The 16,732-nt window shown below is 39.8% G+C and carries 14 protein-coding genes; 3 read left to right on the top strand and 11 right to left on the bottom strand.

The features are described 5' to 3' along the window. Positions 1 to 90 precede the first annotated feature (90 nt). The 5 genes from clpP to BTR_RS04130 all read right to left on the bottom strand — a co-directional run bounded on the left by clpP (position 91) and on the right by BTR_RS04130 (position 6,696). Complete coding sequence (gene clpP, locus BTR_RS04150) at positions 91 to 723, bottom strand: ATP-dependent Clp endopeptidase proteolytic subunit ClpP (RefSeq protein ID WP_012231436.1); 633 nt, start codon at positions 721 to 723, stop codon at positions 91 to 93. A gap of 147 nt (positions 724 to 870) precedes the next feature. Next, the gene (locus tag BTR_RS04145; protein ID WP_012231434.1) at positions 871 to 1,680 is read right to left on the bottom strand and encodes a glycosyltransferase family 32 protein; all 810 of its coding nucleotides are present in this window, start codon (positions 1,678 to 1,680) and stop codon (positions 871 to 873) included. Positions 1,681 to 1,690: 10 nt separating this feature from the next. Further along, a complete protein-coding gene (trkA, locus tag BTR_RS04140; RefSeq protein WP_012231433.1) occupies positions 1,691 to 3,067 on the bottom strand; it encodes a Trk system potassium transporter TrkA in 1,377 nt (458 codons plus the stop codon). Between the two features lie 4 nt (positions 3,068 to 3,071). Beyond that, positions 3,072 to 4,430, bottom strand: coding sequence for a nitrogen assimilation response regulator NtrX (gene ntrX, locus BTR_RS04135; RefSeq protein WP_012231430.1), 1,359 nt, complete (start codon positions 4,428 to 4,430; stop codon positions 3,072 to 3,074). A 1-nt stretch (position 4,431) separates the two neighbouring features. Continuing rightward, positions 4,432 to 6,696, bottom strand: a complete 2,265-nt coding sequence (locus BTR_RS04130) for a sensor histidine kinase NtrY-like (protein WP_038473457.1) — start codon at positions 6,694 to 6,696, stop codon at positions 4,432 to 4,434. Positions 6,697 to 6,864: 168 nt separating this feature from the next. Here BTR_RS04130 and rirA point away from each other — a divergent pair, with 168 nt between their 5' ends. Genes rirA through BTR_RS04115 form a run of 3 tightly spaced genes read left to right on the top strand, consistent with a single transcriptional unit; the run spans position 6,865 to position 9,004 of the window. Then, positions 6,865 to 7,299, top strand: coding sequence for an iron-responsive transcriptional regulator RirA (gene rirA, locus BTR_RS04125; protein ID WP_012231426.1), 435 nt, complete (start codon positions 6,865 to 6,867; stop codon positions 7,297 to 7,299). A 23-nt stretch (positions 7,300 to 7,322) separates the two neighbouring features. Continuing rightward, positions 7,323 to 8,519 carry a bifunctional 2-C-methyl-D-erythritol 4-phosphate cytidylyltransferase/2-C-methyl-D-erythritol 2,4-cyclodiphosphate synthase gene (locus BTR_RS04120; protein WP_012231424.1) on the top strand — a complete coding sequence of 399 codons (1,197 nt, stop codon included), beginning with the start codon at positions 7,323 to 7,325 and terminating at the stop codon, positions 8,517 to 8,519. Then, positions 8,516 to 9,004: a CinA family protein gene (locus BTR_RS04115; RefSeq protein WP_012231422.1), complete on the top strand. Its 489-nt coding sequence runs from the start codon at positions 8,516 to 8,518 to the stop codon at positions 9,002 to 9,004. Before BTR_RS04120 ends, BTR_RS04115 begins: the two co-directional genes overlap by 4 nt. 756 nt (positions 9,005 to 9,760) lie before the next feature. Here BTR_RS04115 and BTR_RS04110 read toward each other — a convergent pair. The 6 genes from BTR_RS04110 to pdhA form a co-directional block, all read right to left on the bottom strand. Next, the gene (locus BTR_RS04110; protein ID WP_012231420.1) at positions 9,761 to 10,222 is read right to left on the bottom strand and encodes a type II toxin-antitoxin system RatA family toxin; all 462 of its coding nucleotides are present in this window, start codon (positions 10,220 to 10,222) and stop codon (positions 9,761 to 9,763) included. Between the two features lie 2 nt (positions 10,223 to 10,224). Beyond that, positions 10,225 to 11,187, bottom strand: a complete 963-nt coding sequence (lipA, locus tag BTR_RS04105) for a lipoyl synthase (protein WP_012231419.1) — start codon at positions 11,185 to 11,187, stop codon at positions 10,225 to 10,227. 69 nt (positions 11,188 to 11,256) lie between these two features. Next, positions 11,257 to 12,717: a dihydrolipoyl dehydrogenase gene (gene lpdA / locus BTR_RS04100; protein ID WP_012231418.1), complete on the bottom strand. Its 1,461-nt coding sequence runs from the start codon at positions 12,715 to 12,717 to the stop codon at positions 11,257 to 11,259. Between the two features lie 216 nt (positions 12,718 to 12,933). Next, entirely contained in the window at positions 12,934 to 14,271 is a 1,338-nt protein-coding gene (locus BTR_RS04095; RefSeq protein ID WP_012231417.1) for a pyruvate dehydrogenase complex dihydrolipoamide acetyltransferase, read from the bottom strand. A 14-nt stretch (positions 14,272 to 14,285) separates the two neighbouring features. Beyond that, entirely contained in the window at positions 14,286 to 15,650 is a 1,365-nt protein-coding gene (locus BTR_RS04090) for a pyruvate dehydrogenase complex E1 component subunit beta (RefSeq protein WP_012231416.1), read from the bottom strand. Positions 15,651 to 15,666: 16 nt separating this feature from the next. Continuing rightward, positions 15,667 to 16,707, bottom strand: a complete 1,041-nt coding sequence (gene pdhA / locus BTR_RS04085) for a pyruvate dehydrogenase (acetyl-transferring) E1 component subunit alpha (RefSeq protein WP_012231415.1) — start codon at positions 16,705 to 16,707, stop codon at positions 15,667 to 15,669. Between the last annotated feature and the right edge of the window lie 25 nt (positions 16,708 to 16,732).

The following is a 16,732-nucleotide window of genomic DNA, read 5'->3' as shown; positions in this document are numbered from 1 at the left end:
GTCTCAATATTTTTAGGTGTTTTTCTTAATTTTTGCTATATCTTTTATAAAACTCTTTATTTAAAGTAGATGTCTTTTCTATAAAAATTCTTAATCTTTTTCTTCTTTTTCAGTTTCTGCACGATAGTGTATAACATCATCAACTAAGCCAAACGCTTTAGCTTCTTCTGCTGTCATAAAATGATCGCGATCGAGCGTTCTCTCAATAACCTCGTAACCTTGACCTGTATGTTGAACATAAATTTCATTTAAACGCCTTTTCATCTTTATAATATCTTGTGCATGTCGCTCAATATCTGAAGCCTGACCTTGAAAACCGCCCGATGGTTGATGCACCATAATACGTGCATTTGGCAATGCAAAACGATGACCTTTTGCTCCAGCTGTTAGCAATAATGATCCCATAGATGCCGCCTGTCCCATGCAAAGTGTAGAAACAGGAGGACGAATGAACTGCATAGTATCATAAATAGCCATACCAGATGTCACGACACCACCTGGAGAATTAATATAAAGACTAATTTCTTTTTTAGGATTTTCCGCTTCCAAGAAAAGTAATTGTGCACAAACAAGCATCGCCATACCATCTTCAACAGGACCATTAATAAAAATAATCCGCTCCTTTAAAAGACGAGAAAAAATATCATAGGCCCGTTCACCACGATTGGTTTGTTCAATAACCATAGGAACAAGGCTTAATGCTGTTTTCATTGGATCACTCATATTTTTACTTTCCTTGTCATATAACAATCACTCTTTACACATTCAATATTTTTATCCATAGGTTAACATTACTCTCTTGTGCAAGCGACAATCAAGAGCTGTCCCAGATAGATTAAAATCTCAATGATTAAAATAGCAATAATAACTCTACCTAAACAAATCATGAATTTCAGGAATGCGAGAGACTGCCCAATGGTAAAAACTTCCCTCCTGAGGTCTTTGCGTCGTTTTGATCTTTCTGTGAATATGGAATCCTATCAAGCGTAAATCTGTAAGCGGTTTTAGGCCAAAAGCTGGTTCAAAGATGTACTCAGTTTTTCGCCCAGTCCAATAATAAAAAGTTTCCTTTTCCTTTGCCTCATGAAAAAAACCATATTGTTTTGCTAATCGTGAAATACCGTCATTACCAAATATTGTAACGCCAAGATTTCCCGGTAAAATTGGCATTTTTTTTCTCTTTAACCAGAATGGTCTCCAAACACGACGCTTAAATCCAAGCCAATGAGGAATCATTTCTGTGCCTGCCCAATAATCTTCAAACACTTTTATAATAGGGTTATCTGAAGGAAAATAAAGGGCAGAAACGCCTACCCTTATATTATTTTCTCTTGCCAACCAAACCTTATTCGCATCTGGATGAAATTGTTTAACGAGGTAAACATCTGTATCTAACCAAACACCTTGTTGATATTTCATCAGCATAACACGAAAAAAATCCGAGAACTGAACAATTGTAAATCCTGGTTTATCATCAGAAAAATTGGGATCAAGGCGATAAATTGCTGAACGTGGTAAAATTGATTCGGCTTCATGCAACTCAACACCAACAGGTAAATTGTCTATTTTTTTATCATAACTAAAAAGCTTAACGCGCTGTCCCGTTCTAACCATTGAGGACAAACAAAGCCTATCCACCAATCTTAACTGTCCACTATACCAAAAAGTACAAATATCCATAAATAATATATCAAAAATATTCCAAACTTACGCGAAAAAGTTGTTCAACATCACGAACTCTATCAGCAAGGGCAAAAATCACTATTCTATCACCAGACAAAATACGCGCCTCTGCTGAAAGCTGTATGATTGTCTTATTACGATAAATTGCCCCAATTCTCAAACCATCTGATAAATTAAGCTCTGATAATGACTTGCCAACCAATGAAGATGTTTGCATCACTTCAGCTTCAATAATTTCTGCTCGACCATTAAAAACTGAATGAACAGAACGAATACGCCCACGGCGCATTTGTTGTAAAATTCTCGATATTGTAACGCTATGGGGATTCAGATAGGCATCCACACCAACTGCACGGCTAAATTCTTGGTAAGCGACATTATTAATCAACACCATATTAGCTTTGCAGCCTAATCTTTTAGCAATAATAGCGCTTAAAAGATTAACCTGATCCTGATTGGTCAATGTAATCATTAAATCGGCCTGATCAATTCCCGCATCTTGAAGAATCACTGGATCTAACACGTTACCATATAAAACGGTTGTTTTTTCAAGCTGATCAGCAATTGTGAGGGCTCTTTCTCTATGCGCTTCTATAATCTTCAATTTTAATTTATGGAGACGCTTTTCAATAGCCTGAGCAACATAAAGACCAATGTGACCACCCCCTGCAATAATCATGCGGTGGGCATCTTGTTCTTTATGACCAAAAAGCCCGACAGCACGACGCATCTGCTCACGAGCAACAACAAGATAGGTTATATCACCAACGCGTAATTGCGTTTCTGAATGTGCAATCAATAATTCCGTGCCACGTTTAATAGCGGTAACGGTTGTTTGAAGATCTGGAAAAAGCTCTGTTAATTGACGCAAAGGTGTATTAATAACGGGACAATCTTCCATACATTCCAAGGCTAGCGCAACAATATCATCATTACAAAAATAAAGAACATCTATTGCACCAGGCAGAGCAATACGACGTAAAACCATTTCCCCGACTTCAACTTCTGGTGAAATAACCACATCAATGGGAATATTTTCTCTGGAAAAAAGCGTCTTATAGCGTGGTTCTAAATAAGATTGTGAGCGAATACGAGCAATTTTTGTAGGAACATCAAATAACGAATGGGCGACCTGACAAGTAACCATATTCACTTCATCAAACAAAGTAACAGCAATCAACATATCAGCCTTGTCTGCACCTGCAGCCAAAAGAACTTCAGGACGAGAACCGTGACCAACAAAACCTCTCACATCCAATGTATCGCGAATTTTTTCAATTAATCTGGTTTCAATATCAATAACAGTAACATCATGATTTTCAGCAGCAAGACGCTCTGCTATTCCATAACCAACCTGTCCTGCACCACAAATAATAACACGCATTGTTTTAAGAAACTCCAAGCGCTTTAAGTTTACGGTGCAAAGCTGAACGCTCCATGCCTATAAATTCAGCAGTACGCGATATATTCCCCCCCAAACGCCCAATCTGCGCCACTAAATATCTCTTTTCAAACAATTCCCGTGCTTCACGCAATGGTAAATCCATTATACTCTCATCCGAATCCATTTGAAGACGCGGTAAAGAATCACTCACTTCACTGGGAAGAAAGTCCGCTGTTATAGGGCCATCACCATCCCGTACAAGAATAAGAAGGCGCTCGATATTATTCCGTAATTGCCGTACATTACCCGGCCAAGCATGCGTTTGCAAAATAGCGATCACATCATCACTGATTTCACGCGGTTTAATTCCAACCTGCTGTGATATTGTTTTTACAAAATGATGGACAAGTTCTGGAATATCTTCACGGCGGGCTGAAAGAGGCGGAACAGCAATAGGAACAACGGAAAGGCGGTGGAAAAGATCTTCTCTAAAGCGCCCGTCAGAAATGAGGTTTTCAAGATTTTGCGCGGTTGAAGAAATAATACGAACATCCACCTTAACACGTTTTGTACCGCCAACTCTCTCAAATGTCTGTCCCGTTAACACCCGAAGAATCTTACCTTGAGTCTCACGTGGCATATCAGCAATTTCATCAAGATAGAGTATCCCACCATGGGCTTCTTCTAAGGCACCGATCTTGCGCTCTCTTCCCTCCATTTCGCTACCAAACAACTCTATTTCCATTCTTTCCGGTGTAATCGTTGCTGCATTTATTGTAACAAAGGGCCCATTCGAACGTGTTGAGAGCGCATGAATAGTTCGTGCAACAGTCTCTTTTCCAGCCCCTGAAGGACCTGTTATCATGACGCGACTATTGGTTGGCGCTACTTTTTCTATGATTTGACGCAAATTTCTTATAACTGTCGATTTTCCGAGCAGCTCCAATGTCTCGTTTGAACGTTTTCGCAATTCTAAAAGCTCACGTTTTAAATTTGAGTTTTCAAGCGTTCTCTCTGCAACCAATACAAGTCTATCAGCTTTAAAAGGTTTTTCAATAAAATCATAGGCCCCACGCTTTATAGCAGAAACAGCGGTCTCAATATTACCATGACCTGAGATCATAACGACTGGAAGAGCTGGATATTGCGTTTTAATTTCATCAAGCAGTGCCAAACCATCGAGGCGACTCCCCTGTAACCAAATATCTAAAAAAATGAGCTTTGGAATACGCTCACTAATTTGTGCTAATGCTTCATCAGAATTACAAGCAACACGCGTTTCATAACCTTCATCATCTAAAATACCAGCAACAAGCTCCCGAATATCTGCTTCATCATCAACAATCAAGATATCTGATACCATACTATTCCCCTATCTTATGATTTATGGCTTGTATAATACTACCCTGCTTACCCCCATCTGAGGGAAATATCAAACGGATCATCGCACCACGACCTTCATAAAAACTCTTCGGTGCATCATGAAGCTCCATGGAACCACCGTGATCTTCAATAACTTTGCGCACAATGGCTAGGCCTAGTCCTGTCCCTTTCTCCCGCGTTGTTATATAGGGTTCTAATAACTTTTGTCTTTGCTCTTTAGGAAGTCCTTTCCCGTTATCAACAACATCCACAACCACCCATTCTTCTTGACGGTAAGAACGGACAAGAATATGACCGTGAATACTTTCCTCTCGCATAACCGAATCTATGGATTCGCTCGCATTTTTGATAACGTTGCAAAAAGCCTGTACAATGAGACGGTTATCAAATGCCCCCATAAGGGGTAGACTTCCTAAGTCTTGCTCAAATTGAATATCATGTCGCGTCACTTCTATCAAGAAACATGCTTCACGCAGCAATTCACGTATATCTAAAACATGCATTTGTGGTTTGGGCATACGTGCAAAAGAAGAAAACTCATCAACCATACGCCCAATATCTCCAACTTGGCGAATAATTGTTTCAATACACCGCTCAAAGACCTCTCTATCTTGTGTTATAACTTTGTTATAACGTTTACGAATACGTTCAGCGGATAATTGAATAGGTGTGAGGGGATTTTTAATTTCGTGTGCAATACGCCGTGCAATATCCGCCCATGCCGCTGTACGTTGCGCTGCAACCAGGTCTGTAATATCATCAATTGTGAGAACCCAAGATTGTCCCTGCCCATCATCCTCTTCCATCGTAACTTGGACATTACAGACGCGCTCTTTTCCTGCAACGTTTAAAGTGACTTGCTCACGGTGATTTTTACGCCCCAATGAACGTGCAAACTGAAAAACCTGCCAAATTTCAGCACTTAAAGATAAAAGACTTTGTCCAACAACCTGTTCAGAACGAATATCAAACATCGTTTCAATAGACCGATTGATAATGGTAATATCACCCTTATCATCGATACCTGCTACTCCCGCTGTTACACCCGATAACACAGCTTCAGAAAAACGCCGCCTCTCATCAATTTGATCACGCACTGCAATCAACTCATTGCGCCGACTTTTCAATTCACTGACCATGTAATTAAAAGTTTTGGATAATTGCCCAATATCTCCATCTTTTGCTCGTACTGGCACAAAAATTTCCATATTTCCAGAAGCAACATCATCAGCAGCACTAATGAGAAGACGAATAGGACGAACTAAGCGATCAGCAACCGCAATAGCTGCCCAAATAGCGGATAAGAATAAACTAAAAAAAAGACATAAATAAAGCATACCAAATGCAATTTGTGTCAGTAGGCGATTTTCATTTAAATCACGATAACGATCTGTATTAACTTCTGTCAAACGCAAAGCCGATAAAACGCCTTTATCAACGTCACGCACCAAATATAAAAATGTGTTTGGAATATTGTTAAATTTTAAAATAATACCAAAATAATCATGAATGCCTGGTTGAAAAGAAAAAGGCCGCGCACTGGTTGCACGTTCAATAAGATTGGACGGAGGAATTGGGAGTTTATCCTCATCACCAAGAGCGCTCGATACAAAAATAGTTCCGCTAGAACTTAACAAAAATGCACCACGCAAATTGCGTCCTAGAGCATGACGCGTCAATTGCATCCGATATTCAGCTGGATTACGTTCTAAAAGTTTTTTGTTATCAAGCGCAAATGCCATAGCGTAGGATAAATTTTTTAAATTTTGAAGCATTTCATCTGCATAAGCATTTGCTAAATCAATAGAAGAACCTACAATTTGCCGCGTTGTTGTATCAAACCATCGGTCAAGTCCTAAATTGAGTGCTGGACCCGATACAAGAGCGACAGCAACAGCTGGCATGGTTGCAACAAGTGCAAACAATGAAATAAGGCGCACATGAAGACGCGAGCCAGCACGCCTTGAACGCCAAGCACGGATGATGGGGATCATCTCATAAAAAACGATGACAACAAGCCCTAAAACCCAAAAACTATTAATCCCTATAAGAATAAGGGTTACTGTTCTACTAGGAACAACAGGGGTTAATCCAATAAGAATAATAAACGAAACAGAAGCTGTAAGTAAAGCTAATACAATAATTGCAATCCCTAAAAAGATATATACCTTACTTAAACGATATAACTCATCGTTATAAGTATTTTTATCACTATCTTGAGGCTTCATCACAGATGTTGCATTCATCATAAGCTTACAGATCCTTATCCCATTATTCTCATATAACCTTTTGTGACAAAAATTGACAATAATAATACTCCATTTAAAATAGAGCAAATAAATAAAGGACTTCTTCATTTCGCAAAATATCTTTAAAATAAACTGCGCTCGACGATACTTTACAAAGGAAATGCGATGCGATTAACAAAACAAACAAATTATGCTCTTCGAATGCTCATGTATTGCGCAGATAATCAGGGATCACTCAGTCGTGTTTCAGAAATTGCTAAAGCGTATGCTGTTTCAGAGCTTTTTTTATTTAAAATCCTTCAACCGCTTGTTCAAGCAGGCTTTATACAAACAGTGCGTGGACGCAATGGTGGTGTTAAATTGGCTAAACCGGCAACAGAGATTTCTGTTGCTGATGTTTTGAAAGTAACAGAAGATAACTTTTCTCTCGCAGAATGTTTCGATAATGCAGAACCTACTTGCCCATTGATCGATTTTTGTAGTTTAAATATCGCACTTCAAAAAGCATTAAGTGCTTTTTTTGATGTGTTATCCGTGATATCCCTTGCTGATCTACAACGACCGTCCTTTCACAATCATTTTAAAGTTAATAAACAATAAACTAAAGTTATAAAATAAGGAGATTGAGTATTTCTATTGCAGCAATAATATTAGCCGCTGGACGTGGTGAAAGAGCAGGATCTCCTCATAAAATTCCAAAACAATATCGGCTTCTAGGAAAAAAGCCGATTATTTATCATACCGTGTGCCGTTTTTTGCGGCATCCCGCTATCACAACAATTATCCTTGTTATTCATCCAGAAGATCGCCAAATCTGTGAACAAGCACTCGCCGAATTTAAAGAGCGCTTTATTATCGTTGAAGGAGGCAGTACGCGTCAAATCTCTACCTTACATGGGCTTCAGGCACTTAAAAAATTCAATCCCCAATATGTGCATATTCATGATGGTGCACGTCCCTTTATCGAAAATGAGCTCCTTGATAATATTCATAACACTCTCACACCTCAAGAAGGCGTTCTTCCTGTTCTGCCCATCTCTGATACCCTTAAACGCGTCAATCACCAGTATGTTTTAGAAACAATTCCCCGTACCCATCTTTATAGTGCACAAACGCCACAGTGTTTTCCCTTTGAACCTATCTTAGCGGCCCATAAACAAGCAAAAAGAGTTTGTAAAGAAGATTTCACTGATGATTGTGCAATTGCCGAATGGTTTGGTCTCCCTATGCGCACCATTCCAGGTGATCCTCATAATATAAAAATCACATGGCACAAAGATTTTGATACCGCCCATTTATATCTCCAGAAAAAAATGCAAATGTTCCCTGATATCCGTGTTGGCAATGGTTATGATGTTCATTCTTTCGAAGAAGGGGATTTTCTTATATTATGTGGTATAAGAATCCCTTTTCATAAAAAATTAAATGGACACTCTGATGCGGATGTCGCTCTTCATGCATTAACAGACGCTCTTCTTGCAACCAGAGGTGCAGGAGATATCGGTACACATTTTCCTCCTTCTGATCCCCAATGGAAAAATGTCTCATCAGAAATTTTTCTCCGTCATGCTCTTAGCCTTCTAAAACAAGCAGGAGGGCGTATTGCCAATGTTGATATCACAGTTATCGCAGAAAACCCTAAAATTGGTCCCTATCGTCATGCTATGATAGAAAATCTTATGACAATACTTGCAATAACACCGGACCGAATCTCTATCAAAGCAACAACAAATGAAAGGCTCGGATTTATTGGTCGTGGCGAAGGCATTGCAGCTTTGGCAACAGCAAGTGTTCTTTATCCAGGAGAAATTCCCCAATGACATATTTTTATGAAAAACAAGCGCGTGAAGTTCTTAATGCCTGTCGCCAAAAGAGTTTATTGTTAACAACTGTCGAGTCTTGTACAGGAGGACTCATTGCTGCAAGCCTCACAAATATTGCAGGATCGTCAGATGTCCTCGATTGTGGATTTGTTGTTTATTCCAATGAATCCAAAATGCGCCTTGTTAGCGTGTGTGCTGAACTTATAAAAACCTATGGTGCCGTTTCAAAAGAAGTTGCTCTTGCAATGGCTGAGGGCGGATTAAAACATTCACAAGCTGACATTGCAGTTTCTGTAACAGGAATTGCTGGTCCAGGAGGTGCAAGTCTGAACAAACCTGTAGGACTTGTGCATTGCGCAGTTGCTTACAAAAATCACTCCCCCGTGCACAAAGAAATGCACTTTGGTCATCTTGATCGCAAGGCTATCCGCCATGCAACTGTTGAAAATGCTTTTCAAATGATTCTGGAACGACTTCACTGAATTTCCATATCAATTTCAAAACTCTCTGTTCCTCAGAGGAGTCCATAATCATCAGTATCTTGAAAAAAATAATTTATTATCTCCCAACTTAGAAATGAAAGATCTAAATATCATAAGATTATCTCCTGTCCTGTTTATGTTGAAACAAACAAAACCACTCGTCTCTTGCACGTTACAAGCAGGGAAAACTGTTGCAACATCTAAGAGATAACCAATTTAGTGCAGACTCACTTCTTCATAAGTGTCAATGGAGTGCACAATAGATTTTATACACTTTTACAGGGGTTTTATACTATTTATAAGCGCTGCCGTGAAATGGGTATAACTTGTGCTGAGAGATATTTCTTTAAAGCAAAGCCCATGAATATGTAACACAAGCCAACATCATCACACACTTTGTCAGCTCCCAATATGACGATAACCCTAGGCACTTGAGACCGTTCATAAAAGGCATAACATTCCTTTCTTTAATAGTTTTTTATCCACACGGCTCTCCCCACTTGTAACGTGCAAGAAAGTGGTTTTGATTGATTCAACATAAAAACAGACTTGGAACGAGAGAAACGGTATTAAGAGTTTTAATTCAACATCAATAACGCTAGATTATCATTATAAATCAACATCTTTTCTAATTCTATTGTGATGTTCTGTTTAAAGGATGTGCCCTAAAAAAGAAAGAAATTATAAAGATGGAAATCGGTTTTCATCTTTACGCCTTTATAAACAATGTGTCTTGTTAAAAAATAACAGAATAGATTATGTTATTGCAGAACCATAAATCTGATGAGCACGCTTTTCAAAAGCATCGGTAAATTTACGAAACGCAATATCAAACATTGAGCCCATTACACGTCCAAGTATTTTACTTTTAAATTCATAATCAATGAAAAATTCTACATTACATGCATGAGTATTTTTAATATTATGAAAAATCCAACGATTTTCAAGATATTTAAATGGACCGTCAATATAGTTAACCTCTATCAAACCTTTTTGGGGCTGAAGAAAAACTTGGGTCGTAAATGTCTCTCGAATAACCTTATAACCAACGGTCATATCTGCAAGAAGCAATGTCTTTTCCTCACATTCTTTGCGAGAACGTATTCTTAAAGCCTCACACATGGGTAAAAACTCAGGATAACATTCAATATCTGACACAAGATCAAACATCTCACGAGCACTATGGGCAACTTGCCGATGTGTTGAAAAAGTTGGCATAATTATCTCTGTAAGGCAAATTTTTCATCACGCGCTTTTTGCAAAATGGCAAAATCATCTCCTGCATGATGAGATGAACGCGTCAGAGGATTGGAAGCCATATGTAAAAACCCTTTTACTTTACCAATTTTGGCAAAAGATTCAAACTCTTCAGGAGGCACAAAACGAATAACTGGATGATGTTTTCGCGTAGGCTGCAAATATTGTCCAATTGTCATAAAGTCCACATCAGCAGTACGTAAATCATCCATCAATTGCAGAATTTCATTTCGTTCCTCTCCAAGGCCAACCATAATTCCTGATTTTGTGAAAATTGTTGGATCAAGTTCTTTAACGCGTTGTAACAGTCGAATTGAATGGAAATAACGCGCTCCTGGACGAACCTTCAAATATTTAGAAGGAACTGTTTCTAAGTTATGATTAAAAACATCAGGCTTAGCAGCAACGACAACTTCTAAAGCACCATCCTTATGACGAAAGTCAGGTGTCAAAACTTCAATTGTCGTTTTAGGCGCTTTTCGACGAATCGCATAAATAACTTTTGCAAAATGCTCAGCGCCACCATCAGCAAGATCATCACGATCAACAGATGTAATGACAACATGCTTTAATTCCATCCGTGCAACAGCATCAGCTACACGTTCTGGCTCATCATCATCAACGGCAAGCGGAATACCTGTTGCAACATTACAAAAAGCACACGCACGTGTACATATCTCACCTAAAATCATAAAGCTGGCATGCCGCTGGCTCCAACATTCACCAATATTAGGACAACCTGCTTCTTCACAGACAGTCACTAACTTATGTGTGCGGACAATACCATGCGTTTCTTTATAAACTGGTGATGTCGGTGCTTTTACACGAATCCAATCCGGCTTTTTCTGAACGCTTGTATCCGGACGATGTGCCTTTTCAGGATGACGCAAACGTCTATTCGTAACTCTATCAACAACCGTAACCATTTAAGCCTTTGCCTTATAAATACGAAGTCGCAATGAAAAATATAAGATTTTTCACTCAAAACCAAATCATCAAGCGTTTAAAACTTGACCATAAGCATCCAATACACTTTCTTTCATCATTTCCGATAAGGTCGGATGTGGAAAGACAGTATGCATTAATTCTTCCTCTGTTGTTTCCAGATTCATGGCAATAACAAAACCCTGTATCAGTTCTGTTACCTCCGCCCCTACCATATGGGCGCCAAGAAGCTGTCCTGTTTTTTTATCAAAAATCGTTTTTACTAACCCCTGATCTTCACCCAAAGCAATTGCCTTGCCATTTGCGGAAAAAGAATAACGACCAACACGTATATCATGACCCGCTTCCTTTGCTGCTGCTTCTGAAAGACCTACAGAAGCAACTTGCGGTGTGCAATAGGTGCACCCTGGAATTTTTCTTTTATCAAGTGGATGCGTATTTTTCAAACCTGCAAGGTGTTCAATGCATATCACGCCTTCTTCTTCTGCTTTATGGGCTAACATAGGAGGACCAGCCACATCACCGATAGCATAAATACCTGTAATCCCTGTCCAACTCCATTCATCGGTTACAATACACCCACGATCGGTCTTTATACCCAACGCTTCTAAGCCGATATTCTCAATATTACCCTGCACCCCAACAGCGGAAATCACACGATCAACAGTCATTGTTTCTGTTTTGCCCTGAACATCAATATGTATTGTCACAGAATTGGAAGCTTTTTCAACCTTTGTTACTTTTGCTTGGCAAAGAATACGTAAACCTTTTTTCTCTAACTGTTTACGAGCAAATGTTGAAATTTCAATATCCTCAGCGGGCATGATGTGAGGCATCATTTCAACAACAGTAACCTCAGCGCCCATATCACGATAAAAGGAAGCAAATTCAATACCAATAGCCCCAGACCCTATAACCAAAAGCGATTTTGGCATTGCTGGCGGGATCATCGCTTCAAAATAAGTCCAAATGAGCTTTCCATCTGGCTCAATACCAGGAAGAACACGAGGTCGTGCTCCTGTTGCAATAATGATGTGCTTTGCTTGATAAGTTCCCTTCCCTAATATTCCTTTAGGGATTGGATTTTGCGGTTGCATAACCGGTTTGGAGGATGAAGAAACCATAATTTCCGCTGGTTGGTTTCCTTTTGCTTCTTTCGTAAGCTTCGCTTCACCCCAGATGATATCAATTTTGTTTTTTTTCATTAAAAAACCAACACCAGCATTTAAACGTGCTGAAACGCTGCGTGAACGTGTCACAACATCTTTGATGTTTGCTTCAATTGAACCATTAATTTTTAGTCCATAATCCTTCGCATGTTCAGCAAAATGTTTCATTTCCGCCGAACGTAAAAGGGCCTTTGTTGGAATACATCCCCAATTTAAACAAATCCCTCCCAGATGTTCACGCTCAACAATTGCAGTCTTAAAGCCACATTGCGCGGCACGAATTGCGGTTACATATCCGCCTGGACCTGATCCAATTACAATTACATCATAAAGATTTGCCACAGTAACTCCTCCATGGATATATATAAAATGGATATGAACTTTTTGAACTTAAGACTGAAAACCAACATGATAAACTTATCTTATGTTTTTTACTCTATGCTTCACATAAATGCTTTACCCAAACCAGAAACAGCAATAGCATTCCTCTTCAAACTTTTTAAATTCTCTTTTACTCTCTTAACACACACGCTCATAATTTACGTGAAGAACTATCGTTCAAACCAACATTGCTAATGGATTTTCAATCATCTTCTTAAAAGTTTGTGCCAGCTCTGCTGCTAAAGCACCATCAACAGCACGATGATCAACAGAAAGTGTAACCGACATAACTGTTGCAACGGCTAATGCACCATTTTTAACAACGGCGCGTTGCTCCCCTGCGCCAATCGCAAAAATCGTCGCATGTGGTGGGTTAAGGATAGCAGAAAAACTTTTTACACCATACATCCCCATATTTGATACAGCTGTTGTTCCCCCCTGATATTCTTCCATTTTTAACTTGCGTTCACGCGCACGCTTTGCAAAATCCTTCATCTCTTTGGAAATAAGCGATAACGGCTTTTCCTCTGCATGGCGAATAATCGGCGTAATTAATCCATTGGGAACAGAAACAGCAACCCCAACATCACAATGTTTATGATAAAGCATGCCACCTTCAAGCCAAGAGACGTTCGCATCAGGAACGGCTTTCAAAGAAAGTGCAACCGCTTTAATGACCATATCATTAACAGAAAGCTTATAAGTAGGCTTAGCTTCTTCCAGAGTCTTAACCATTGGAGCAGCAGCATTCAATTGTGTACGCAACGCTAATAGCGCATCAAGTTCACAATCTACGGTCACATAGAAATGCGGAACTCTTTGCTTTGATTCCACCAAACGTGTGGCGATCGTTTTACGCATATTATTATGGGGTGCGAAAATATATTCATCCTCTTTGAAGAGTTGCAATATCTGTTTGTCAGAAACACCGGCTGCGGCTGCCTCTCCAACCCGGGACGAGTCTTGAGAAATATCACCGCCCATAGCTTTTTCTACATCGCACTTAATAATACGTCCATGAGGACCACTCCCAGAAATAAGCGATAAATCAAGACCTGCCTGAGAAGCTAATCGCCGCGCTAAAGGAGAGGCAAAAAGACGAGTCCTCTTTTTATCTTGCTGTATTAATTGCTGAGCTGATGATTCATGAGACATTTTTGCTCCCTTTGCGTCCGTCGGCTTCAGAGAATCTGGTTGTTTTATGCCCTCTGATTCTTGTCTTGTAGAAGAAGAAGTCTCTTCTACAACTTTTGCAGCTTCAGCTAACTCTTCACCTTCTTCTGCTAAAACAACAATCAAAGAATTCACTTTAACGCCTTGTGTTCCAGCAGGAACAACGATTTTGGCAACCGTACCTTCATCAACGGCCTCAACTTCCATCGTCGCTTTATCCGTCTCAATTTCAGCAATAACATCTCCAGAAGAAACCTTATCGCCCTCCTTAATATTCCATTTTGTTAAATTTCCCTCTTCCATCGTAGGGGAAAGCGCTGGCATTGTAATTTTAATGGGCATTGTGCTTTCCTCCGTTATGCTCTGTACGTCACAGCCTTAACAGCCTCAATAATTTCAGCAGTATCAGGCAAAGCCAACTTCTCAAGATTAGCAGCATAAGGCATTGGAACATCTTTACCAGAAATCGTCGCAATTGGTGCATCAAGATAGTCAAAAGCCTGCTGCATAACACGTGTTGCTATTTCAGTTCCTACAGATGACTGAGGAAAACCCTCTTCAATTGTTATCAAACGACCCGTTTTTTTAACGGAAGAAAGAATTGTCGGAAGATCCATCGGACGAATGGTTCGTAGATCAATTAATTCAACGTCAATACCAAGTTTCTCAATTTCTGGTAACGCTTGAACAGCATAATGCATTCCAATTCCACAGGCAACAATCGTCACATCTTGTCCAGACTTATGAATACGCGCTCGACCAATAGGCAAAATAAAATCATTGAGTTGAGGAACCTCAAATTGATGCCCGTACAAAATCTCATTTTCAAGGAAGATAACAGGATTATCATCACGAATAGCAGCTTTTAGCAAACCTTTTGCATCTGCTGCACTATAAGGCATGATAACTTTCAGACCTGGTATATGACTATACCATGCAGCATAGCATTGAGAATGTTGAGCACCAACACGAGCTGCCGCACCATTGGGACCACGGAAAACCATAGGAGCCGTCATTTGTCCACCAGACATATAACGTGTTTTGGCTGCTGAGTTAATAATTTGATCCATTGCCTGCATGGCAAAATTAAAGGTCATAAACTCGACAATAGGACGTAACCCTCCAAAAGCAGCACCAACAGCCAACCCAGCAAAGCCGTGCTCTGTAATGGGGGTATCAATAACGCGCCGTTCTCCGAATTCTTCCAACAAACCTTGGCTAACCTTATAGGCCCCTTGATATTGCGCAACTTCTTCCCCCATGAGAAAAACTTTTTCATCACGCCGCATTTCTTCAGCCAAAGCCTGATTAAGCGCTTCACGGACTGTCATTGTCACCATTTGTGTTCCCGCTGGAATATCAAAATCAGCAGGGATAGCAAAAGTCGGAGACTGCGGAACTGACAAGGAAAGAGAAGGGGAGGATGCTTTAGGGGCTTGTGCTGTATCTGTAGGTTGCGAAATATCCTCAGCACGCTCACCTTCTTCTAATAAAACCGCAATAACACTATTAACCTTTACGCCTTCAGAACCTTCAGGCACAAAAATTTTACCAAGAGTTCCTTCATCAACAGCCTCTACTTCCATTGTCGCCTTATCCGTCTCAATTTCAGCAATAACATCGCCAGAGCTAACCTTATCACCTTCTTTCTTGAGCCATTTAGACAATTTACCTTCTTCCATAGTTGGTGAAAGCGCCGGCATCAAAATATCAATAGACATACTTGCTTCCCTCGCATCAAACTAAAATATCAGTGTAGAGCTCAGAAGCATCTGGCTCTTGATCACTTTGTGCAAAATCCGCCGCATCAGCAACAATTGCACGGACCTCTTTCTCAATAGACTTAAAATCATCTTCGCTCGCCCAATTTTGTTTAAGAATCCGACTTCTTACTTGATCAATCGGATCGTGTTCCTCTTTTATTTTTTGGACTTCTTCTTTAGAGCGATATTTTGCCGGGTCAGACATGGAATGACCACGATAACGATAGGTTTGCATATCAAGAATGATCGGCCCTTTACCCGAACGAGCCCAAGAAATTGCTTCATCAGCAGCGCCTTTTACGGATCGAACATCCATACCGTCAACAACAATACCTGGAATTTCAAAAGAAAGACCACGACGAGAAAAATCAGTTTCTGCAGATGCCCGTGAAACGGATGTTCCCATAGCATACTGGTTGTTTTCAATAATATAAACAACGGGCAGCTTCCAAAGTGAAGCCATATTAAAACTTTCGTAAACCTGCCCCTGATTTGCAGCACCATCACCAAAATAAACCAATGTCACATTATCTTTACCAAGATATTGATTCGAAAATGCCAAGCCTGAACCTATGGGAACCTGCGCACCAACAATACCATGTCCACCATAAAAGTTCTTTTCTTTAGAGAACATATGCATCGAGCCACCTTTGCCTTTGGAAAATCCCCCTTGGCGTCCCGTTAATTCTGCCATGACACCACGCGGGCTCATCCCAACTGCTAACATATGGCCATGATCGCGGTAAGACGTAATAACTTGATCACCTTCTTTTGTTGCCTTTAATGTTCCTATAACAACAGCTTCCTGTCCAATATAAAGATGACAAAATCCCCCAATAAGCCCCATACCATAAAGTTGTCCTGCTTTTTCTTCAAAACGGCGAATTAAAAGCATTTCACGATAGGCATCAATTTCTTCCTCTTTTGTAAAAACTGCTATTGGTGCTTTTTTCGTGGTGCTTGATAATGCAGTGTGCGTTACCGACGCAGAATTTTTTTTAAGTCGTTCTGCCATATTAAACTCCCTTTTATGATTATCT

This window comes from Bartonella tribocorum CIP 105476 (assembly GCF_000196435.1).
In the GTDB taxonomy this organism is placed as follows: Bacteria; Pseudomonadota; Alphaproteobacteria; order Rhizobiales; family Rhizobiaceae; genus Bartonella; species Bartonella tribocorum.
Note: the sequence above shows the minus strand (reverse complement) of the source record. Positions and strands in the feature narration are given on the sequence as shown.

Coding starts and splice junctions, on each gene's coding strand:
- clpP (WP_012231436.1), bottom strand. CDS start 723: ATGAGTGATCCAATGAAAACAGCATTAAGCCTTGTTCCTATGGTTATT.
- BTR_RS04145 (WP_012231434.1), bottom strand. CDS start 1,680: ATGGATATTTGTACTTTTTGGTATAGTGGACAGTTAAGATTGGTGGAT.
- trkA (WP_012231433.1), bottom strand. CDS start 3,067: ATGCGTGTTATTATTTGTGGTGCAGGACAGGTTGGTTATGGAATAGCA.
- ntrX (WP_012231430.1), bottom strand. CDS start 4,430: ATGGTATCAGATATCTTGATTGTTGATGATGAAGCAGATATTCGGGAG.
- BTR_RS04130 (WP_038473457.1), bottom strand. CDS start 6,696: ATGAATGCAACATCTGTGATGAAGCCTCAAGATAGTGATAAAAATACT.
- rirA (WP_012231426.1), top strand. CDS start 6,865: ATGCGATTAACAAAACAAACAAATTATGCTCTTCGAATGCTCATGTAT.
- BTR_RS04115 (WP_012231422.1), top strand. CDS start 8,516: ATGACATATTTTTATGAAAAACAAGCGCGTGAAGTTCTTAATGCCTGT.
- BTR_RS04110 (WP_012231420.1), bottom strand. CDS start 10,222: ATGCCAACTTTTTCAACACATCGGCAAGTTGCCCATAGTGCTCGTGAG.
- lipA (WP_012231419.1), bottom strand. CDS start 11,187: ATGGTTACGGTTGTTGATAGAGTTACGAATAGACGTTTGCGTCATCCT.
- BTR_RS04095 (WP_012231417.1), bottom strand. CDS start 14,271: ATGCCCATTAAAATTACAATGCCAGCGCTTTCCCCTACGATGGAAGAG.
- BTR_RS04090 (WP_012231416.1), bottom strand. CDS start 15,650: ATGTCTATTGATATTTTGATGCCGGCGCTTTCACCAACTATGGAAGAA.
- pdhA (WP_012231415.1), bottom strand. CDS start 16,707: ATGGCAGAACGACTTAAAAAAAATTCTGCGTCGGTAACGCACACTGCA.